This is a genomic window from Paenibacillus sp. PastF-3 (assembly GCF_029893135.1).
GTDB lineage: Bacteria > Bacillota > Bacilli > Paenibacillales > Paenibacillaceae > Paenibacillus_AQ > Paenibacillus_AQ nitricinens.
The window spans coordinates 1-20,885 of sequence record NZ_JARXWM010000032.1 but is presented as its reverse complement, the minus strand read 5'-3'; the positions used below and the strand labels follow the sequence as shown (position 1 = coordinate 20,885).

Annotated in this window: 18 protein-coding genes and 1 other RNA gene; 17 read left to right on the top strand and 2 right to left on the bottom strand. The window is 45.5% G+C overall.

Annotated features, from left to right (window positions below):
• Positions 1-10 precede the first annotated feature (10 nt).
• The gene (locus M2444_RS32680; protein ID WP_280789054.1) at positions 11-2,071 is read right to left on the bottom strand and encodes a transglycosylase domain-containing protein; all 2,061 of its coding nucleotides are present in this window, start codon (positions 2,069-2,071) and stop codon (positions 11-13) included.
• A 224-nt stretch (positions 2,072-2,295) separates the two neighbouring features.
• Between M2444_RS32680 and M2444_RS32675 the strand changes: the two genes are divergently transcribed.
• The 3 genes from M2444_RS32675 (at position 2,296) to argS (ending at position 5,931) form a co-directional block, all read left to right on the top strand.
• The gene (locus tag M2444_RS32675; RefSeq protein ID WP_280789053.1) at positions 2,296-3,480 is read left to right on the top strand and encodes a hypothetical protein; all 1,185 of its coding nucleotides are present in this window, start codon (positions 2,296-2,298) and stop codon (positions 3,478-3,480) included.
• A gap of 325 nt (positions 3,481-3,805) precedes the next feature.
• On the top strand, positions 3,806-4,249 hold the full coding sequence (locus M2444_RS32670) for a YwiB family protein (protein WP_280789059.1): 444 nt from the start codon (positions 3,806-3,808) through the stop codon (positions 4,247-4,249).
• Positions 4,246-5,931 carry an arginine--tRNA ligase gene (argS, locus tag M2444_RS32665; protein ID WP_076121339.1) on the top strand — a complete coding sequence of 562 codons (1,686 nt, stop codon included), beginning with the start codon at positions 4,246-4,248 and terminating at the stop codon, positions 5,929-5,931. The genes M2444_RS32670 and argS overlap by 4 nt, the downstream gene beginning before the upstream one ends.
• A gap of 128 nt (positions 5,932-6,059) precedes the next feature.
• On the opposite strand, the gene M2444_RS32660 is transcribed toward argS, so the two are convergent.
• Positions 6,060-7,229, bottom strand: a complete 1,170-nt coding sequence (locus tag M2444_RS32660; protein ID WP_094877826.1) for a S8 family peptidase — start codon at positions 7,227-7,229, stop codon at positions 6,060-6,062.
• A gap of 458 nt (positions 7,230-7,687) precedes the next feature.
• On the opposite strand from M2444_RS32660, the gene rpoE reads away from it, so the two are divergent.
• From rpoE to M2444_RS32590, 14 genes are all read left to right on the top strand, one after another.
• Positions 7,688-8,236, top strand: a complete 549-nt coding sequence (gene rpoE / locus M2444_RS32655; RefSeq protein ID WP_094873249.1) for a DNA-directed RNA polymerase subunit delta — start codon at positions 7,688-7,690, stop codon at positions 8,234-8,236.
• Positions 8,237-8,562: 326 nt separating this feature from the next.
• Positions 8,563-10,170: a CTP synthase gene (locus tag M2444_RS32650; protein WP_280789052.1), complete on the top strand. Its 1,608-nt coding sequence runs from the start codon at positions 8,563-8,565 to the stop codon at positions 10,168-10,170.
• A 360-nt stretch (positions 10,171-10,530) separates the two neighbouring features.
• Positions 10,531-10,917, top strand: a complete 387-nt coding sequence (locus M2444_RS32645) for a response regulator (RefSeq protein WP_042123230.1) — start codon at positions 10,531-10,533, stop codon at positions 10,915-10,917.
• Positions 10,918-11,125: 208 nt separating this feature from the next.
• Positions 11,126-11,980: a class II fructose-1,6-bisphosphate aldolase gene (fba, locus tag M2444_RS32640; RefSeq protein ID WP_036679934.1), complete on the top strand. Its 855-nt coding sequence runs from the start codon at positions 11,126-11,128 to the stop codon at positions 11,978-11,980.
• 187 nt (positions 11,981-12,167) lie between these two features.
• Positions 12,168-13,421, top strand: coding sequence for a UDP-N-acetylglucosamine 1-carboxyvinyltransferase (locus tag M2444_RS32635; RefSeq protein WP_060623903.1), 1,254 nt, complete (start codon positions 12,168-12,170; stop codon positions 13,419-13,421).
• A gap of 163 nt (positions 13,422-13,584) precedes the next feature.
• Positions 13,585-14,937, top strand: a complete 1,353-nt coding sequence (gene rho, locus M2444_RS32630) for a transcription termination factor Rho (protein ID WP_042123234.1) — start codon at positions 13,585-13,587, stop codon at positions 14,935-14,937.
• A gap of 25 nt (positions 14,938-14,962) precedes the next feature.
• Positions 14,963-16,240 carry a radical SAM family protein gene (locus tag M2444_RS32625; protein ID WP_280789051.1) on the top strand — a complete coding sequence of 426 codons (1,278 nt, stop codon included), beginning with the start codon at positions 14,963-14,965 and terminating at the stop codon, positions 16,238-16,240.
• Between the two features lie 131 nt (positions 16,241-16,371).
• A complete protein-coding gene (gene rpmE / locus M2444_RS32620; protein WP_042123239.1) occupies positions 16,372-16,569 on the top strand; it encodes a 50S ribosomal protein L31 in 198 nt (65 codons plus the stop codon).
• Positions 16,570-16,685: 116 nt separating this feature from the next.
• Positions 16,686-16,954, top strand: an RNA gene (gene ffs, locus M2444_RS32615) — signal recognition particle sRNA large type.
• Between the two features lie 137 nt (positions 16,955-17,091).
• Positions 17,092-18,867, top strand: a complete 1,776-nt coding sequence (dnaX, locus tag M2444_RS32610; protein ID WP_280789050.1) for a DNA polymerase III subunit gamma/tau — start codon at positions 17,092-17,094, stop codon at positions 18,865-18,867.
• A 47-nt stretch (positions 18,868-18,914) separates the two neighbouring features.
• Positions 18,915-19,226, top strand: a complete 312-nt coding sequence (locus tag M2444_RS32605; RefSeq protein WP_094873243.1) for a YbaB/EbfC family nucleoid-associated protein — start codon at positions 18,915-18,917, stop codon at positions 19,224-19,226.
• A 39-nt stretch (positions 19,227-19,265) separates the two neighbouring features.
• Positions 19,266-19,865 (top strand): recombination mediator RecR, encoded by a 600-nt coding sequence (gene recR / locus M2444_RS32600; protein WP_042123249.1) that lies wholly within the window; start codon positions 19,266-19,268, stop codon positions 19,863-19,865.
• Between the two features lie 136 nt (positions 19,866-20,001).
• The gene (locus M2444_RS32595; RefSeq protein ID WP_094873241.1) at positions 20,002-20,253 is read left to right on the top strand and encodes a DUF2508 family protein; all 252 of its coding nucleotides are present in this window, start codon (positions 20,002-20,004) and stop codon (positions 20,251-20,253) included.
• A 43-nt stretch (positions 20,254-20,296) separates the two neighbouring features.
• Positions 20,297-20,554 carry a pro-sigmaK processing inhibitor BofA family protein gene (locus M2444_RS32590; protein ID WP_371915754.1) on the top strand — a complete coding sequence of 86 codons (258 nt, stop codon included), beginning with the start codon at positions 20,297-20,299 and terminating at the stop codon, positions 20,552-20,554.
• Positions 20,555-20,885: the final 331 nt, after the last annotated feature.

The window sequence follows — 20,885 nt, the reverse complement described above, 5'->3', positions numbered from 1 at the left end:
AATGAAGAGGTTAATTCAACCACCAGCGTTTAATATTGTTCCACAGGGAACGACTTTCTTCAGCAGGATCTACTTTGCTTTGTACATCATCTTCAGCGGGCCCTTTGCCGTGTTGATCACAGTATTCGGTGGGCTCAGTTCCGCTAATGAAAGTCTCCAGTTCTTTTTCGGGACAGGCTGCTGTAGCGAGCTTACCGGACTGCGGATTGATGTATACACTGATTACGCCATCTGGAATGGGAAAAATCTTAGGCGGGATATTTTCCAACGCTTTTTCAGTAAACTCCGCGAAAATTGGAGCTGCCCGTCGACCGTCGGTAGTTGTGATATCGCGCCCCTTATCATATCCAACCCAAACTGCAGTGGATAGCTCGGGGGTGAAGCCTACCATCCAGCCGTCTGTATCCGTAGTTCCAGTCTTGCCGGCTACCGGACGTTTGATTATAGAAGCAACGCGATTTCCTGTCCCCCCTGTCTCAAATACCCCCTCCATTAAACGGGTCAATACATAGGCGGCAGAAGGCTCTACAATGGCTTCACCCTTTGGCTGTGGTGCTTCATACAGCACCATTCCATTAGAATCCGTTATTTTTAGAATGGCTGTGATTGGCATTTTTTGACCACTGTTTCCAATAACAGCGAATGCCGCAGCCATTTCTAGCGGACTGATCGGTGAGGTACCGAGTGCCAGTGACGGCACGCTTTGAAGCGGACTGTTAATGCCCATCTTGGCTGCCATCTCGCTCACCTTATCCGCGCCGATCTTCATGATCGTATTCACAGCATAGATATTGTCGGATGCTGCAATGGCTTGTCGCATATTGATTTCGCCCAGATACTTATCCCCGAAGTTCCGAGGCTGGTAGGTTTTGCGATTATTATCATAATGGAACATCGTTGGCTGGCTTTTGAAAACGGAAAGACCAGTCATCTCTTTAGAAGAGAGTGCTGCTAAATACATGATCGGCTTAAAGGATGAGCCAGGCTGACGTGTGGTGGCTAGAGCATGATTGTATTGGTTGGTACGATAATTTTTCCCGCCGACCATAGCTTTAATGTAACCAGTGCGAGGATCAATGGAAACAAGAGCAGTCTCCAGATCACTCTTTTGATCCATCTCTTTGTCGACTGCTTGTTCTGCGGCATGCTGCATGTCAGGGTCAAGGGTAGTGTACACATTTAGCCCCCCTTGTTCCAGCTCATCACTGCTGATGTGAAGAGATTCTGTGGCCAGATTGCGGATATAATCTCTGAAATAAGGTGCAACCACAGTGGTATCCTTCTGGCCTTGTGGTTTTAAGTTCAAGTTCTCCTGAACAGCCTTTCCTGCTTCTTCTTGTGTGATTTCTCCTAAATTGGTCATGACAGTCAAAATAATTTTTTGGCGTTTTTTAGCGTTGTCTAAATGATTGTAAGGCGAATAATTGGTTGGTCCTTTTGGGATTCCAGCTAGCATGGTACTCTCAGCCAAGTCTAAATCCACTGCAGATTTACCAAAATACATTTGAGAGGCTGCTTCAATGCCATAGGCACCATGACCATAGTAGATGTTATTTAAATACATGTTCAAGATTTCATCTTTGCTGTATTTCATCTCGAGCTGCATCGTATACAAGGCTTCTTTAGCTTTGCGCGTCCATGTCTTCTCGTGGGATAGATAAAGATTTCTCGCGAGCTGCTGAGTTAGCGTGCTAGCCCCTTGCGTTCGGTTTCCCTCTTCCAGATTGACGAGCACGGCCCGAGCCATTCCCTTCATATCAAATCCGGAATGCTCGTAAAACTTACGGTCCTCGACGGCTAATGTGGCTTCAATGAGCAGGGGAGAAATTTGACTTAATTTGACCGGTTCACGGCTACGTCCGTCTGAGGTAAAGGTGGCAAGAATATTGCCCCTGGAGTCGAGTAGCTTGGAGCGCACATCGTCACCAATGGGGGGGAGATCTTTTTGATATAGGTAACCGAGCAGAGCTCCCGTAGTCAGTAGAAACAATATAATCATGGCTACCAGCAGCCGGAATAAACGGCGGAAGCGGCTTTTTCGTTTGGGTGGACTCGTTGATTCACGTGACATGGTACCAGACTCCCTTCTCTTTGTATTATGGGAAAGGAACTGGAAGGATATTCATTGTATAACTAGGTGATCTGTTAAAGGGACTATCGCCGGAGGAGATTTAAATAGGAGATGACAAACTGTTTCCATTTTGTGACTATTCAATGGTGGATCATGCGTGCTTCAGGAGGTATAAAAGAGTAGAGATTGAAAGCAAGGGTATATATACATTAGGAGGTGTCACTATGAACTGGACGAGAAAGATTCTCAGAACGACAATAACCGCCCTTTCGGCGACGCTAATAATGGTTTCAGGGTGGGGTGCATCAGCTTCTTCTGTACATGCTGCGGCATCGGTCACGCCTGCGGCCTGCGGCACTGGAGATCATGGGCTACTACAGTCTCTGCAAAACAAGCACTCAGGAGACGTATCCACACCGCTTACCTTTTCTGATGTTCAGTTTTTGAATGGAGATATCGGACGGGCAGCAGGCAATGGATTTATGATTGGCACTTCTAATGGAGGCTGCAATTTTCAAGAAATTTATGAAGGCCAATGGAGCTTTAAACAGATTGATTTTCCCGATAACGTGCATGGTTTTGCCCTTGCTTCTGTAGAAGACGGTCAAGCCCGATATTTAATCAGCACCTCTAATGGCGGCTCAGAATGGAAAAGACTTTCGAATAAACCAGTTAGCTTTGAAAGAATCGATTTTATCGACAGTAGGATTGGTTTCGGGTATAACAGGGCATCAACGTATTACACCAAGGACGGGGGACTTAGCTGGAGTAAGATTTCAACCCCATCCAATACACGCGGTGCTTATTTCAGTGATCGTAATACCGGCTGGGCCGTTGTAACTATGCCGGCAACCGGCTACCGGGTAATGAAGACCACAGATGGCGGGAAAACTTGGAGTCAATCTTTAAAGGTAGCCTTTCCCGATCCAGAGTATGGGCAAATCACTGCAAAGGGAGATCAAGTTGATGTGGTTCTATTTGGCGGCTCAGGGATGAGTCAAACCTCATACTCCCTATATACAAGTACGAATAAGGGGAAAAGCTGGAATAGAGTGATCGCTCAGGAAACTGCTGGCGGGGGGCCTGCTCCGGGTAGTGGAAAAGCTGTAGTGAATAAAGGGCCTGCGGCTGGCAGACCGGGAAATATGGAGCTGATAGGGAACAATACAACCTTCTTGGTGGGTTATTCCGACGCAGCAGAGAAAGTAGCGGTAGGACGCACATATAACGGTGGCAAGCAGTGGGCCAATCTTCCGGCGATTGCTGGGTATGAAGGGGTAATCTCGTTCACTAGTAATAAAGAAGGCTGGCTAGCCGTTCGCGAACGCGATTATTCATCGTTATATGTAACTAAAGATGGCGGCGCTTCTTGGCAACTTAGATTTTCGTTGAAAATTTTGTCCTTGTAATCCGTGTTTAGTAAAAGTAGTGAGCATAGCTTTTAGTTTTCTAAACGGTTCCTAAGGGAACCGTTTTTTTGTGATTATGAAGTTGGTTGCACTTGTGTACAGTTTTACTACATGTTCCAAGTGTGCTTTTATCCATTGATATGGTAAAATTTTATGAGCTAAGCTAGATCTAATGGATTCTGAAATTGAAATGCTTCTTTGAACTGGATATAGTGTACAATGGGAAAGCGAATAGGCCTTTGAATGAATATAAAAATGTTTAAGTTTTACGACAGGCGTTTTTCTTATGCAGAATGCAGAGGCTTGCAGAATGGAGGAACGTGTGATGCCCGAACTACAGTCTAACAAATATGATGTCTCTATTACGCTCGTGAGCCTTCAAGATGGTCAGCGGAATGTTATGAAAGCGAATGGAGAGGTAGTATCCAAAGGACCGCATCTATATATTCAATATGAAGAGTTAGAGCAAGGCCCTCGAGGAGAGGAAATTTCTGTTCGTACAACCATAAAGATTGCAGGCAATCAGCTAAAACTAATCCGCCACGGTGGGATACAGTCGGAACAGAGCTTTCAATCCGGACGGCGTTTGCCGGGATTCTATCGTTCGCCATATACACAGTTTAATCTTTCAACAGAAACGAACAAGCTGGACGTGGTGCGCGAAGGGCGCTCCCTAACGGTTTCATGGGAATATGATTTGTACGTATACGAGGAATTGTCAGGAAAGTTTGCTATTAGTTTGCATATACAGGAGGAACCGAAATTATGACACAGAGAAAGAATCCGTTGGAGCTAGTGAATGAACGGGTAAAAGAAGCCATTGCCGATGCAATTGTGAATGCAGGAATTGTTGCACCGGAAGAGGTTCCGGATATCGTACTGGAAGTACCAAGAGATAAGGCACACGGTGATTTGGCTACGAACGCTGCTATGCAGCTTACCAAAATCGCAAAACGTAACCCGCGCCAGATTGCTGAGGCAATTATAGAACATTTGGATACTAGCAGCGCTTCTATTGAAAAAGCTGAGATTGCCGGACCAGGCTTTATTAACTTTACGTTGTCCAAGAATTATTTGTACCCAATTATCAGCCTTGTTGCCGAGCAGGGCGATGATTATGGCCGTATTAACATCGGTCAAGGTCAGAAGGTTGAAATGGAATTCGTCAGCGCCAATCCAACGGGCAGCCTTCATTTAGGACATGCACGTGGTGCTGCTGTCGGCGATGCGCTTTGCAACGTACTCGATTATGCAGGCTATCAGGTGACACGGGAATATTATATTAATGATGCCGGTAACCAAGTGGTCAACCTGTGCAAATCCATTGAAACTCGTTACCTGCAGGAGCTGGGTCAAGAAGCAGAAATGCCTGAAGACGGTTACCATGGCGAGGACATTAAGGGATTTGCTAAAGAGCTTGTGGCTGAAAAGGGTGATACACTACTCGAAATGAGCCCAAGTGACCGTGCAGCTTTTTTCCGGACTTATGGACTGAATAAAGAGCTCGATAAAATTAAACGTGATCTGGGACTATTCCGCGTAAACTTCGATATCTGGTTCAGTGAGACTTCGCTGTACGAGAACGGAGAAGTGTTACGCTCACTGGACGAGCTTCGTGATCGTGGAGAAGTTTATGAGCAGGATGGGGCAACCTGGCTGCAAACGACTAAGTATGGCGATGATAAAGACCGCGTTCTGATTAAGAACGATGGCACATACACCTACCTTACACCGGACATTGCTTATCACAGCGATAAGTATGGCCGCGGTTACGATAAAATGATTAACATTTGGGGTGCGGATCATCATGGCTATATTCCGCGGATGAAAGCAGCGATGTCAGCACTTGGCAATGATCCTGAGAAGCTAGTGGTTCTGATTGCTCAGATGGTCAGCCTGTTCCAGAATGGTGAAAAGGTTAAAATGTCGAAACGTACCGGCAAAGCGGTCACGATGGAAGATTTGATGGAGGAAGTAGGAATCGATGCGATTCGTTATTTCTTCACCATGCGTAGCATGGATTCCCATCTCGATTTCGATATGGACTTGGCGATCTCTACTTCTAATGAGAACCCTGTATTCTACGTTCAATATGCGCATGCGCGTATCTGCAGCATCTTCCGTCAGGCAGAGGAGCAAGGGATCTCCATTCCTGATTACGCTGAGATTGACTTCTCCAAGCTGACAGCAGTGCATGAATATGATCTGCTGCGCAAAATTGGTGAGCTACCAGCAGAAATTGCTGTTGCCGCTGAAGGTTATGCTCCACATCGCCTCATCCGTTATGTATATGAGCTGGCTGCGATGTTCCACAGTTATTACAAAGCTGAACGTGTAATCACTGAGGATGCCGCTCAAACCGTGGCACGTCTCGCACTGCTTGGTGCTGCGCGTACCACGATTGCTAATGTCCTGCGTCTTGTCGGTGTTTCTGCACCGGACCGCATGTAATTGAGGCATCAAACGACAAAAAATCCGCCTTCCGGTTCCCCGGGGGGCGGATTTTACTTTGTACCGTTCTTCGCACCGGCACAAGCTGCGCTCACGTCAGAGTGACCCACCCGGTGCCCGGGCAGGTTCTATACGTTCGCGGAGACCGACCGCTTGGCCCTCACTCCTGCTTTCAGCAGGCGTAGGGCATCGGCAGCGCCGCCGCCAAGAGATGCGCGTCGCTGCCCCTTGCGCAGCCGCACCGGGGACGCGGTGCGGCGCAAGAGCAGCTTCAGCTCCCTTGGGGAGAGCCCCGGTCGCACCGCGAGCAGCAGTGCAGCGGCTCCCGTGACATGCGAGGTCGCCATGGAGGTGCCGCTCATCTCTTTATAGCCCTCCTTCAGCCAGCAGGAGGACACACCTTCGCCGGGGCCGTATACATCGATATAAGAACCGCGGTTGCTGAAGCTGGCAACACGATGTCTTTTATCGATGGCGCCCACGGCAATCGTCTCAGGATAACGTGCCGGATAGTCCCCGCCACGTTTGCCGTCATTCCCGGAGGAGGCAATGATAGCGATTCCGGCTCGGTACGCTTTAATCACCACATTGTGAAGCGCTTTGCTTCGAGTTTTCATTCCGAAACTCATATTGATGATATCAATTTTGTTCTGTACGCACCAATCGATACCCAGTACAATGTCCGACACATAGGCGGATCCGCTATGATCAAAGGCCTTTACTGGATATAGCAGCGCTCGCGGAGCCACTCCCATCATACCTCGTGTTCCTCCTGCCGCAGCTAGGGTGCCGGCGATGTGAGTCCCGTGTCCATTATCATCCAGCGGTAACATTCCGCGGTGTAGTAGATTTACCCCAGCGGCTAAGGAATGCTTCAGATCAGGATGGCGGTAATCAGCGCCTGTGTCGATTACGCCGATTTTGACGTGGACTCCGGTTGACTTGGACCATGCCTGAGGAGCATGAATGGCTTTCACCCCCCAAGGGAGTGTTGCGGTACCGCTCTTTTCGTTAGCTATAGAATGGATTTGTATTTGTAGATCCTCTTCGACATTTAGGAGATCTGCAAAGCGGTTCATTAGTTTTCTGGCTCCGGCAGCAGGCACAAAAAAGGCCCGAATCAACGGAGATACCTGCACTTGCCGCAGTTCAGGCTGCTTCGCCTTCAGCGCCTTCCATTGTGTAAATGCTCCGGCATACTGGCGGGGATCATTGAAGGTAAGAATACGCCGCTCACCATTGTTGGGGGCAACCGATATTTCTTCAAGAAGCATGTTCCAAAATTTGTAATAGTCCATAGGTTTCGCTGTCCCCTCCTCGGTGCCCTGCTGCCATATTGTATGAGTGGAAGAGGGGGTCCGAATGGGAACTTGCCCTTTTTTAACGAAATGGGCTGCCCATCGTGTCAAAAGACGGCGCTTTACATAAAATAGACAGAAGAGATTAACACTCTCTTTGTAACATCACGTAAGGAGCCGATCCTTGGCGTGGATACAGTCATGAGCGGAGGGTTCCCTCCGCCTTTTTTTAATTAAAAGGAATTATAAGTTTCACACGGGTACATATGTTTTGGGTTTAATCTTCTTCAAGATGGAGACAGGTTTCTGCTAAGGATAACAGCCTGAGGGCTCTTTCTGTTCGCTGTTACCGCTTTTGACTTGCAATTTGTTGTCAAATAGGTTTTACTTAGTTTTGTTAATGGATATTATTGAAATAAACCGTAATGTGAACAATGCGTGAGAGGAAGTGTCCTTTAGTGAGTACGCCACTCAATTTAAAGCTAGACCCTGAGAAAGTTAAAGAAATGCCGATGGTGGATTTGGCCTTTCTAGTGCTTAAGGCAGCCAATACACCGTATTATTACCGTGATCTGATGGTCGAGGTAGCCAAGTTGCGCGGTATGACCGATCAACAAAGCCAAGATACTATTGCCCAGTTATATACCGAGATTAACATTGATGGGCGTTTTGCCTGTGTCGGAACCAACCTTTGGGGATTGAAACGCTGGTATCCTCTAGAGCGCTCTGATGATCCGGTTGGTAACACCAAACGCGTGCGTATCATCAACGATGAAGACGATGATTTGGAAGATGACGACTTTGCTGAAGAAGAAGAAAACTACGCTGCTGAAGAAGAGGATTTCGACGCTATCGATGAAGATCGCGACGACCTCTATTCCGACGACGACAGCGAAGAAGAAGTCGACGAAGATGTCGTGATCGATGAAGATGACATAGACGAAGATGACTCAGATGAAGACGATGCAGAAGATGACTCAGATGAAGATGCCGAAGCTGACAAGTAAGATAAATAATTTCAAAGCGTCTTGCTGATGGTATAATTCCTCCCTTGACAGTGGGGGAACGTCAGAGTAAACTATTGCATGGGCTTATCATGTAAGTTAATAAACGCGTTTTTTAAAATAAAAAGTGCCCCGGTTCTACGGGTGTCACTTTTTTGTTTTTTTAGATGCAAAGTAGCTGTAGTTTTATGTAATTTGCGGGACGACGCTTTATGTTTTCCCCGGTGAATCAAACTTTTGATTTCCCCTGTTTTGATGATAGTAAAACGGGTTACGATAAACACCATGCGCCGCTTTTATGTCTGGACTTTATTTAGGAGGGTTTTACAGTGACAAAGTATATTTTTGTAACGGGTGGCGTTGTGTCTTCCCTGGGCAAGGGCATTACCGCCGCTTCGCTGGGCAGGCTGCTCAAAAACAGAGGTCTAAAGGTAACGATTCAGAAATTTGATCCGTATCTTAACGTAGATCCTGGAACGATGAGTCCTTATCAGCACGGTGAAGTATTCGTAACCGATGACGGTGCGGAGACTGACCTTGACCTTGGACACTATGAACGGTTTATTGATATTAATCTGTCAAAGAACAACAATGTGACGACAGGTAAGATCTATTCATCCGTAATTAGCAAGGAACGTCGTGGAGAGTACTTGGGCGGAACTGTACAAGTTATCCCACATATTACGAATGAGATCAAAGAACGCGTGTTCCGCGCAGGCCGCGAGACCAACTCGGATGTTGTAATCACAGAGATTGGTGGAACCGTAGGTGATATTGAGAGTCTTCCGTTCCTGGAAGCTATTCGCCAAATCAAGAGTGATATTGGTCGGGAAAATGTAATGTATATCCATGTAACCTTGATTCCTTATATCAAGGCTGCTGGAGAAGTGAAGACAAAACCGACACAACACAGTGTTAAAGAGCTGCGCAGCATCGGTATTCAACCGAATGTCATCGTATGCCGTACGGAATATGAGCTTTCCGAAGACATGAAAGCGAAGATCGCACTCTTTTGCGATATTGATGCTAATGCTGTTGTGGAATGCCGTGATGCTTCAACGTTGTATGAAGTTCCATTGAATCTTCGTGATGAAGGATTGGACGAGATTGTTGTTAATCATTTGAAGCTTACAACTCCTGCGCCAGATATGCGTGAATGGGAAAGTATGCTTGAGCGGATTCAGAAGCTAGAGAAAACAGTGGAAATTGCGATTGTAGGGAAGTATGTAGCTCTGCATGATGCTTATTTGAGTGTTGTGGAATCTTTATCACACGCAGGTTTTGCCTCCAATGCAGAAGTTAAAGTACGCTGGGTAAATGCAGAGGAAATCACAGATGAGAACGCGGACGAAATGCTGCGCGGTGTTGGTGGTATTCTAGTTCCAGGTGGTTTCGGTGATCGGGGAATTGAAGGTAAAATCTCCGCAATTCGTTATGCCCGTGAGAAATTGATACCTTTCTTCGGAATTTGCTTAGGTATGCAAGTTTCCGTAATCGAATATGGCCGTTCTATTCTAGGTTTACAAGGTGCAAATAGCTCCGAAATCGATCCAAACACACCATATCCACTGATTGATCTGCTTCCTGAGCAGAAGGATATTGAAGATATGGGCGGTACTATGCGTCTTGGCTTGTATCCTTGTAAGATTGCTGAGGGTTCCCTGGCAATGTCTTGCTACGATGATGAACTGGTTTATGAGCGTCACCGTCACCGTTATGAGTTCAATAATACGTACCGTGATGAGATTGAAAAAGCAGGTCTGGTCATTTCCGGAACTTCCCCAGATGGCCGTTTAGTTGAGATCGTAGAGCTTCCGGGACATCCTTGGTTCTTGTCGGTTCAATTTCATCCGGAATTCACTTCACGTCCGAACCGTCCACAACCGTTGTTCCGTGATTTCGTCAAAGCTTCTTTGACTCATTCCGAACAGCAGTAATTTTGTGAATATAATCGGAACCTACGGGTTCTATATCAAACTTGAAGAGCCTCCTATTGGAGGCTCTTTTTTTGTAACTATTCGAAAGTATAAGTTGTTCACCTGTCCTTCATGTCCCGAATTTCTCGCTTAAACGCTATAAGGACGCCGAAGGTGTTTATACCTGTTTGTCCATTTTGAAGAGCTCCGTAAATGACATCACTGTAATTCAGACTCTTTATTTACCCATTTTATCCAATTAGCAGGATTTGAGCAGTGAAGCACGAATAATAGGTTTCGTATGGGTTAGTTTCTGAAGGGGCCGTTAGCTGTGGAGAGCGCGGTATAGTCAATCTGGCTTAATCTCTGGGAGGGTATTATATGGAAAAAAAGAAAGTGTTAATTGTCGATGATCAGAACGGGATTCGGATTCTTCTTATGGAAGTGTTCAATAGCGAAGGATATACGACATTTCAAGCAGCTAACGGAAAATTAGCCTTAGACATTGTTCGCAGTGAGTCTCCTGACTTGGTTTTGCTCGATATGAAAATACCGGGAATGGATGGACTTGAGATTTTGAAGCATCTGAAGGAACTAAATCCGTCCATTAAGGTCATAATGATGACCGCTTATGGGGAGCTGGATATGATTAAGGAAGCAACCAAGCTAGGCGCATTGATGCATTTCACAAAGCCATTTGACATCGATGAAATGCGGGTAGCGGTCAATATGCATCTTCATAATAAGTCTGTAGATCAATGCAGTTAAAATGATATTTTCTGTATCGATTCTATTTGGGTATGGTGATTATAAACAGGTTGAGTGTAATTGCTATACAGGCTGGATAAAAATCGTCCCACCGGGACATTTTTTTGTTTATCCTATTTAGTATTTGACTCAGGTTGTGTTATAATAAGCCTGTATGTGATGTCGGTTTAAAAACATAGCCAACCAACATTCTTAGGAGGATGAAACCATGCCATTAGTATCTATGACAGACATGTTGAACAAAGCACTTGAAGGAAAATACGCAGTAGGTCAGTACAACATTAACAACTTGGAGTGGACACAAGCTATTCTTGGTGCCGCTGAACAAGAGAAATCACCAGTAATCCTTGGTGTATCCGAAGGCGCAGCACGTCACATGGGCGGCTTCACTACTGTTGTTAAGATGGTAGAAGGTCTAATTATCGATATGAATATCACAGTTCCTGTAGCGATCCACCTTGACCATGGATCTAGCTTTGATAAATGTAAAGCAGCAATTGATGCTGGATTTACATCCGTAATGATCGACGGTTCCCACCACCCAATCGATGAGAACATTGATATGACTAAAAAAGTCGTTGAATATGCTCACGCTAAAGGTGTTTCTGTAGAAGCAGAAGTAGGTACTGTTGGTGGACAAGAAGACGACGTTATCGGCGGCATCATGTATGCTAAGCTTGATGAGTGCGTACGTATTGTTAAAGAAACAGGTATCGACACTTTGGCTCCTGCACTAGGTTCCGTTCATGGACCTTACCATGGCGAGCCTAACCTCGGATTTAAAGAAATGGAAGAAATCCGCGATGCTACTAACATCCCAATGGTTCTTCATGGTGGTACAGGTATTCCTGAACATGACATCAAGAAAGCTATCTCCTTGGGTACTTCCAAAATCAACGTAAACACTGAGAACCAAATCGTGTTCGCAAAAGTTGTTCGCGAAGTTCTAGCTGCTAAACCTGATGCTTACGATCCACGTACATTTATCGCACCAGGTCGCGATGCGATCAAAGAAACCGTTATTGGTAAAATCCGCGAATTTGGATCCAACAACAAAGCCTAATCATTGTTAGCTTCCGCCACTGGTGGACAAGCAATTTGTAAAGGGCAGGGTGTAGCTCTGCCCAGTTGAATAGTTTGATGAGGAAAGCACACCGCTTAGCCGGTGTCTTTCCATTTTCATCACTAAAAGTCCACAGCACGTATTGCCCACACAGCTGCAATACACGTAGGGGGAAATTGATAAATCTATGGAAAAATTAATGATTGGCGGTGGACGTCCGCTAGAGGGCGTTGTAACCATCAGTGGAGCAAAGAATAGTGCTATTGCACTTATTCCTGCGGCGATTTTGGCCGAATCTGAAGTTGTTCTTGATAATTTACCGTCCCTTAGTGATGTAGCCGTTTACTCCGAAATCTTGCAAGAGCTTGGCGCAAGTGTATCTTGGTCAGGCAACCAGATGAAAATTGATCCTTCGCGTATTGTATCTATACCTATGCCTAATGGTCCGGTTAAGAAACTTCGAGCTTCGTACTATATGATGGGAGCTCTACTTGGAAGATTCAAAGAAGCGACAATAGGTCTTCCTGGTGGTTGTAACTTCGAACCTCGTCCAATCGATCAGCATATCAAAGGATTCGAGGCACTGGGAGCGACAGTTACCAACGAACATGGTTCTATCCACTTATATGCTAAAGAACTACGCGGTGCGAAAATTTATTTAGACGTATCAAGCGTAGGTGCCACTATTAACATCATGCTGGCGGCTTCACGTGCCAAAGGCTCCACAATTATTGAAAATGCGGCTAAAGAGCCTGAGATTATAGATGTAGCAACCCTATTGAATTCTATGGGCGCTGTTATTAAAGGCGCTGGTACAGAAACCATCAGAATCGAAGGGGTATCAGAGATGCACGGTTGCCGTCACTCCATTATTCCCGATCGGATTCAAGCTGGAACTTATATGATTGCCGCTGCGGCTACGCGTGGTAATGTGTTGATAGATAACGTAATTCCTAAGCATTTGGAAGCTTTAACGGCCAAGCTTTTAGAGATGGGCGTTGATATTGAAGAGCTTGATGAAAGTATTCGCGTTATAGGTAGAGCTAAATATGAGCACGCAGATGTCAAAGCGTTGACCTATCCTGGCTTTCCTACAGATTTACAATCTCCTATGACAAGTATGTTGACACAGGCGGAAGGCGTTAGTGTGCTTAGCGATTTCGTCTACAGCAACCGTTTTAAACATGTGCCAGAATTGGTACGAATGGGCGCGAAAATTCGCGTTGAAGGCCGTTCTGCAATTATTGAGGGTGGTAAGCTTAACGCTGCAAAGGTGAAAGCGACTGATTTACGGGCAGGCGCTGCTCTTGTCATTGCTGGATTGACGGTAGGGGATGGGATCACCGAGGTGACCGGCGTAGAATATATTGACCGTGGTTATGATAATTTAGTGAGCAACCTTCGACAACTTGGTGCTCATGTTTGGCGTGAGAACGAATAAAATTAGGATATCCCGTTTGGAAGGAGGGTTATTTGCTTACTTACCGCATATATCCTTCCAAATTGGGTATTAATATCCTAATGGGCATTTTAATAGACTCATCATTTTGCCTAGTAGATAGACTAGGGCGAACTCATTTAAAAATTGAATAGGTGGTTATTACATGGATCTTCAAATTTCCGATTTGGAAGAAATGAAGCTGACCGAGTTGTATAAGCTGGCCAAGAAATACCAGATCCCTTATTACGGACAGCTGAAGAAACGGGAACTGATCTTTGCGATCCTTCGGGCACAGGCAGAGCAAAGCGGTCTTATGTTTATGGAAGGCGTACTGGAAATTCTACCCGAGGGCTATGGATTTCTAAGGCCGATTAACTATTTGCCTAGTGCTGAAGATATTTATATCTCAGCCTCACAAATTCGGAAGTTTGATCTCAGAAGCGGAGATCTTGTATCTGGGAAATGCCGGACGCCGAAAGAAAATGAACGATATTTTGGCCTGCTTCAAGTCAATGCCGTTAATGGTGAGAACCCTGCTAGCGCAGCGGAGCGACTACATTTTCCAGCATTAACACCACTTTATCCGCAAGACAAGCTACCGCTTGAAACATCCCCTACTCATTTGTCTACCCGAATAATGGATTTGCTCGCTCCTGTAGGTTTGGGGCAGCGGGGTTTGATTGTAGCACCTCCTAAAGCAGGAAAAACGCTCCTCTTGAAAGAAATTGCCAATAGTATTTCCACTAATAATCCTGAGATTGAACTCTTTGTATTGCTAATAGATGAGCGTCCCGAAGAAGTAACCGATATGCAGCGTTCAGTAAAAGGCGAAGTGGTTGCATCGACATTTGATGAGCTCCCAGAGAATCATATTAAAGTGGCCGAACTTGTGTTGCAAAGAGCTCTTCGTTTAGTTGAGCACAAGAAGGATGTAGTTATTCTTTTAGATAGCATTACCCGTCTTGCACGTGCGTATAATCTTGTGGTTCCACCATCTGGACGCACACTTAGCGGGGGGATTGACCCGGCAGCCTTTCATCGGCCGAAACGGTTTTTTGGTTCTGCACGGAATGTAGAAGAGGGCGGTTCACTGACTATTTTAGCAACTGCTTTAATTGATACCGGATCACGTATGGATGATATTATTTATGAAGAGTTTAAGGGTACTGGTAATATGGAGCTTCATTTGGATCGCAAATTGGCGGAACGCCGTATATTCCCTGCTATTGATATTCGTCGTTCAGGTACACGTCGTGAAGAAGTGCTCTTGAGCAAAGAAGAGCTTGATACGATCTGGGCGATTCGCAAAAATATGAATGAATCCTACGATTTTGTGGAGGGATTCATCAAAAAGCTGCGTGATACAAAGACTAATGCTGAATTCTTAGCATCATTTGACGTTGCGGGAGCTAAACAATCGCCAAATGGAACTGCAAGTAGCGGAGGAACTTCCAACAGTGGTACGGCTGCTCGTCGCACAACACGGGCAAAGACTTCTTCAGTACCTACAACTTGAGAATTGATAATAAGAGGAGACTAACATGTATTTGGTATATGCCGACGGGCAAGGAAACGTATATGATCATCCAGAACTGTACGGGCTAGCCCGTAGTGGGGATATGATCGTTGAAATGTTGGAGGAAGAGTTGATTCCGCTGCCTGAAGGCGCCACTCTTGTGGGCTTGCCTAGTACGCGGGCGGTGGGTATGGATCCAGAGACAGGTGAAATGATGGCGTTGCCGGATGGCTCACAGGCTGTAGGCGCGCTGCTGCCTCAGGGCTATACTCGCTTGTGTCTTCCTGGGTATGTAAAGACAGATAAGTCTTACAAGCTTCCTCTGTTTGGGTATTCGGCTGTAGTGTGGAAGGATGGCGGGTTCTATGTTGCGGCGGATCCAACCGATAATCCGGAGAAATGGAACCCGCTGAACTGTGATAAACAGGATCTCGAGGTAAGCGTTGGCGAGTTGACTGCCAAATATCCTGATAACCGCCTCTATGAACATCTTTCTAACTGTGCGCTTGGTTATGAATGCTTGACTTCCTCCAACACCTTCTTAGGGCGCTGGGAGGGCGGTGTGCCTGTCTCTTATTCATGTAATGCTGGTTGTTTTGGCTGTATTTCTGAGCAACCTGATGATAGTGGTTTTGTGTCTCCGCAGACTCGGATGAATTTCCGACCAACGGTCAATGAAATTTCACAAGTTATGTTGGAGCACTTGAAGACGCCTGAGTCGATTATCAGTTTTGGACAAGGTTGCGAAGGTGAACCTTCTACGCAGGCAAAACTTATTATAGAAGCAATCCGTGAAGTGCGCTCGATTACTGACATGGGCTATATTAATATCAACACCAATGCTGGCTTAAGCGATCATATTCGTGGAATCGTCGATGCTGGGCTGGATTTGATGCGTGTCAGCACGATCAGTGCTCTAGATGATCATTATAATGCTTATTACAAACCACGTGGCTACACATTGGCTAACGTAGAGAAGTCTTTGAAATATGCTGCCTCGCAGGGCGTTTACACATCGATCAACTATCTGATTTTCCCTGGAGTAACTGACCGTGAAGAAGAGATTGAGGCGATGGTGGAGTTTGTAAGACGTACGGATCTGAAGCTTATTCAGATGCGTAACCTGAACATTGATCCAGAGAGTTATCTGGAGTTAATTCCTCCTGCTAAGGGTGAAATTCTCGGTATGAAGACAATGCTGGAAATTTTCCGTGACGAATTGCCGGATGTTGTTATTGGTTCTTACACCCATGTACCGCCAGTAAATATGGCTCGGCTAAAGCAACGGCAACTTAACATTTAATAGAGCAAATATACCAATGAATTACCAATGAAACATATTGATCAATTGAATTTTTCGTGCTAAAATACCACAGTGTAATCATATAACTCTGGGTCCGCATGAGGCTTAGGGCATGAGAGGTGAAATTCAAAATGCAAGCAGCAATTCAACCAAAGTATAACTTAACTAAGGTAACCTGCGCATGTGGCAACTCTTTCGAAGCTGGCTCTGTTAAACAAGAGCTTCGTGTTGAAATTTGCTCCAGCTGCCATCCTTTCTTCACTGGCAAGCAGAAGTTCCTGGATGCCGGCGGTCGCGTTGATAAATTTAAGAAGAAATACGGTATCTAATTGGAATAGCCGCTTAGCGGCTTAATGGTTAGATCGAGCTCCCAGCTTTCTCGCTGGGGGCTCATTTTATGTCTTGGAGTTGATTTTTATCCGAGCGTGAGCTATACTTATCTTCGCCGTGCTAGACGGGGAGGTAGCGGTGCCCTGTAACTCGCAATCCGCTGTAGCGAGGTTGAATTCCTGTTAGAGGTGCTATCGATGTGAGGCCTTGGTTCCTACGGGCTGTGTTGACGGTTGGGTCCTCCGCAATGAGTGCTTATGAACCTGGTCAGGTCCGGAAGGAAGCAGCCATAAGTAAGTTTACTCTTGTGCCGGAGGGTGGCCTAGCCCGAGCAGTCATGTAGGGTTGCCGCTTGGATCGTAGTCATCAATAACAGGTGCACGGTTTATAATTCTGTTTATAACAGCATCTTTGCCACAAGCAAAGATGCTTTTTGTTTTTGGTCAATAGCCGATGAATATAGTATAATAAATTTGCGACAAATGCCGGGAAAGAGGCAGCCTAAGAGAGGGTAATGCATAGTGGAACATATCGCGCTGTACCGTGCTTGGCGGCCGCAGTCGTTTCAAGACATGGTTGGACAACAGCACATTATCCAAACGCTGCAGAACGCAATTCGTGAACAGCGGGTTTCGCATGCCTATCTGTTCAGTGGTCCGCGGGGAACTGGTAAGACAAGTGCTGCTAAAGTCTTAGCGAAAGCGGTCAATTGTGAACGTGGGCCAGGTCCGGAGCCTTGCAACGAGTGTCCTTCCTGCTTGCGAATCACTGCGGGTAATGTGATGGATGTGCAGGAAATAGACGCGGCATCCAACCGGGGCGTAGAAGAGATTCGCGACCTCCGGGACAAGGTGAAATATGCACCTACCGAGGTGCGCCGTAAAGTGTATATTATTGATGAAGTGCATATGCTGACAACAGAAGCATTTAATGCGCTATTAAAGACATTGGAAGAACCACCGTCACATGCAATGTTCATCCTTGCAACTACGGAACCTCATAAATTGCCAGCGACGATCATCTCTCGTTGTCAGCGGTTTGACTTCCGTAGAGTAGCTTTGGAAGAACAGACGGCACATCTAAGTGCTATCTGTGAGAAGGAAGGGATTACAGCCGATGTTAACGCATTGCAGTATATTGCCCGCCTTTCTGATGGGGGTATGCGCGATGCAGTAAGCTTGCTGGATCAGATTTCATCTTTTACAGATGGCAAAGTTACGTACGAACAAGTGCTAGGGATGACCGGAGGGATACCCTCTGAGCAATTTGCACGTCTTGCCACTGCCATATTGGAAGGTGATATGGGTCTTCTGCTGGAGCTTGTTGAACAGCTTATGCATGAAGGTAAAAGTGCTGATAAATGTCTAGAGAATCTTATGTATTATTTTCGTGATTTATTGATGATTAAGATGGTACCCGGGGCCGATCAACTGACGGAGCGAGTACTTAATCCTGCCGAATTTAAGGATATGGCCACCGCATTTTCCCGGGAGCGTCTGTTTCAGATCGTAGATACACTTAATAAGTACCTAGGTGAAATGAGGTATGCTACTCATCCGCAGACGTTGTTTGAAGTCGCGCTGATGAAGCTTTGTAGCTTGCAGCAAGAGGGAAGTGAGACCGCATCAGCTGCTCCGTTAGGCGCATTACAGGCTGGATCAGGGGTGAATGCTCCTGCGGTTCACTCTGGTGAACTGGATCTGCTCAAGAGACAGATTACTGCGCTGGAGAAAAAGCTGGAACAAGCATTGCAGTCTGGTGGTATTTCCGGAGGTGGGCGAGATGGTGCTTCTTCTGCGAAATCGAATCCGACTCCAAGTTCTGCGCCTAGAATCTCTGCTGCCTCCAAAATGCCTCCAAATGTTGATAAGTTTATTGCTGGTAAGGATAGTCCTGATTTTGCAGCTATCTACAAACAGTGGAGTCTTGTCTTGCAAGGGGTAAAAGAGGAGAAGGTAACGGTTCATGCGTGGTTTGTAGACGGAGAACCTGTATCCGTAATGGACGATGCTGTGCTTGTTGCATTCAAGAACACGATTCATCGTGATACAACGGAGAAACCGGCAAATAGACAGGTCATTGAGAATGTGCTTGCAGCGCGTCTTGGTAAACCTTATAGACTGGTAACTATTATGCAGCGCGATTGGAACGAAGCCGCTCAGAAGCAGGTGGGACAGCCTAGCAAAGAGGAGTTACGGTTAGAGCATGAACATGATACTGCAGATGCCAAATCTGAACCTTGGATTGATGAGGCTATCCAGCTTTTTGGAGAAGACCTTGTTGTCATAAAAGAGTAATGTAAGCATACTAGCGCAAATAGCGCATTCCAAAGGAGAGATGATGTATGAATAATATGAACCAAATGATGAAGCAAGTGAAGAAAATGCAGGAGCAAATGCTTAAAGCTCAAGAAGAATTGGGTGGCAAGGTTATTGAAGGCACATCAGGTGGCGGTGTAGTTACAGTTCAAGTTAATGGCCACAAAAAATTGCTTTCTATTCAAATCAAGCCAGAAGCTGTTGATCCGGAAGATGTTGAAATGCTACAGGATTTAGTAATCACTGCGGTTAATGATGCTTTGACTCAAGCTGAAGAGCTTGCGAACAATGATATGGGTAAATTTACTGGTGGAATGAAGATCCCAGGCTTGTTCTAATTCACTCACTCCACTTTCGTCTAAAGGAGAATTATTAATTTGTATTATCCCGAACCGCTAGCCAAGCTGATCGATGCTTTTACGCGCTTACCCGGGATTGGGCCGAAGACAGCCGCCCGGTTAGCTTTTCATGTGCTTAACATGAAAGAGGACGATGTCATTGATTTTGCTAAAGCGCTAGTAAGTGTCAAACGTAATCTTCATTATTGCTCCGTCTGCTGTAATATTACGGATACGGATCCGTGTAAGATATGTCAGGACAAAACTAGAGACCCTTCAGTAATCTGTGTGATCCAAGACTCCAAGGATTTGGTGGCAATAGAACGAACCAAAGAGTTTAATGGGTATTATCACGTTCTTCAGGGTGCGATTTCACCTATGGAAGGTATAGGCCCTGATGATATACGCTTGAAGGAATTATTGACTCGTTTGAGTGATGAAAGAGTGAGTGAGCTTATCATGGCGACCAACCCCAACATTGAGGGTGAGGCAACGGCGATGTATATTTCTCGTCTAGTTCGTCCTTTTGAGATTAAAATCACCAGAATAGCCCATGGCTTGCCTGTTGGTGGCGATCTTGAGTATGCCGACGAGGTTACCTTGTCCAAAGCGTTGGAAGGTCGTCGTGAGCTATTCTAGTAGCTCTAAAGTCGTGTTTTTTAAAAGGAGGCCCCCTGGGCCTCCTTTTTTTGTTCTAAGTTTGTCCCTATCCCGATATGAATGAGAATAACGAGATGTGATTTTGCATCGAAATTATTCTGAGGAGGAATGGGAAATGGGATGGTGGAGCTCATTGTGGCGGGGAGCAGATGAAGAACAGGGTAGAAAAGATACGGAGGGCTGGGAAACGTTGCTGGAAGTTCGTAAGGCACAATCCGAGTGGGAGAGAGCGTACCTAATGTTTGATGAAGCGCTGGGTCAAGATCAAATTGATTATGCTATTTATATTTTAGAGGCAGCAGAGCGCAAGTATCAGATACATCTCAAACATGCAAAGAGCATTGGATTAAATAGCAGTCAGATGTAGCCGCTAGCCAAATGAAAATATAGGAGGGATCAACATGCTAAGAATGTTAGCTATAGGAGTACTGGTCATATCAGTTGTGTTGTTAAGTGTAATTGTATTCCGGAAAAAGCTTGGCTTTGGATGGCTTAGTCTGTTCGGAGCTCATTTGGTACTGGCTGCGCTCGCGATATATGTAGTGAATTTCTCGGGTTTAATCACACAAGTTCATATTCCCCTGAATCCTGCAACCATAGGCGCAGTAACGGTTCTTGGCCTTCCAGGCGTTGTAATGTTAATAGGATTAAGAATTATTTTGTTTTAATGCTTGACGTGAGTTTGAAAAATATGATACATTAAGTCTCGCCCCTTTGGACAAGATGTTGATTAACAACTTGCTGAAACGGTAAGCGAAAAAAAGAAATTAAAAAAACGCTTGACGAAAACAAAGGTGCTGTGATATATTATAAAGGTCGCTGCTGACAAGCAACGACGACGAAAGATGAGACATTGATCTTTGAAAACTGAACAACGAGTGAGTAGGAAATCACGAAAGTGAAATCCAAAATTAGAGAATTAATTTTCTCGTCAGATGTTTCAAAATGAGCATATCGCTCTTTTCAATACTAATTGGAGAGTTTGATCCTGGCTCAGGA

Excerpts from the sequence above, each read along its gene's own strand:
- fba (WP_036679934.1), top strand. The coding sequence starts at position 11,126 with ATGCCATTAGTATCTATGACAGACATGTTGAACAAAGCACTTGAAGGA.
- M2444_RS32595 (WP_094873241.1), top strand. The coding sequence starts at position 20,002 with ATGGGATGGTGGAGCTCATTGTGGCGGGGAGCAGATGAAGAACAGGGT.
- M2444_RS32675 (WP_280789053.1), top strand. The coding sequence starts at position 2,296 with ATGAACTGGACGAGAAAGATTCTCAGAACGACAATAACCGCCCTTTCG.
- rho (WP_042123234.1), top strand. The coding sequence starts at position 13,585 with ATGGATCTTCAAATTTCCGATTTGGAAGAAATGAAGCTGACCGAGTTG.
- M2444_RS32680 (WP_280789054.1), bottom strand. The coding sequence starts at position 2,071 with ATGTCACGTGAATCAACGAGTCCACCCAAACGAAAAAGCCGCTTCCGC.
- M2444_RS32605 (WP_094873243.1), top strand. The coding sequence starts at position 18,915 with ATGAATAATATGAACCAAATGATGAAGCAAGTGAAGAAAATGCAGGAG.
- M2444_RS32645 (WP_042123230.1), top strand. The coding sequence starts at position 10,531 with ATGGAAAAAAAGAAAGTGTTAATTGTCGATGATCAGAACGGGATTCGG.
- M2444_RS32625 (WP_280789051.1), top strand. The coding sequence starts at position 14,963 with ATGTATTTGGTATATGCCGACGGGCAAGGAAACGTATATGATCATCCA.
- M2444_RS32590 (WP_371915754.1), top strand. The coding sequence starts at position 20,297 with ATGTTAGCTATAGGAGTACTGGTCATATCAGTTGTGTTGTTAAGTGTA.
- M2444_RS32660 (WP_094877826.1), bottom strand. The coding sequence starts at position 7,229 with ATGGACTATTACAAATTTTGGAACATGCTTCTTGAAGAAATATCGGTT.
- rpmE (WP_042123239.1), top strand. The coding sequence starts at position 16,372 with ATGCAAGCAGCAATTCAACCAAAGTATAACTTAACTAAGGTAACCTGC.
- M2444_RS32670 (WP_280789059.1), top strand. The coding sequence starts at position 3,806 with ATGCCCGAACTACAGTCTAACAAATATGATGTCTCTATTACGCTCGTG.
- argS (WP_076121339.1), top strand. The coding sequence starts at position 4,246 with ATGACACAGAGAAAGAATCCGTTGGAGCTAGTGAATGAACGGGTAAAA.
- M2444_RS32635 (WP_060623903.1), top strand. The coding sequence starts at position 12,168 with ATGGAAAAATTAATGATTGGCGGTGGACGTCCGCTAGAGGGCGTTGTA.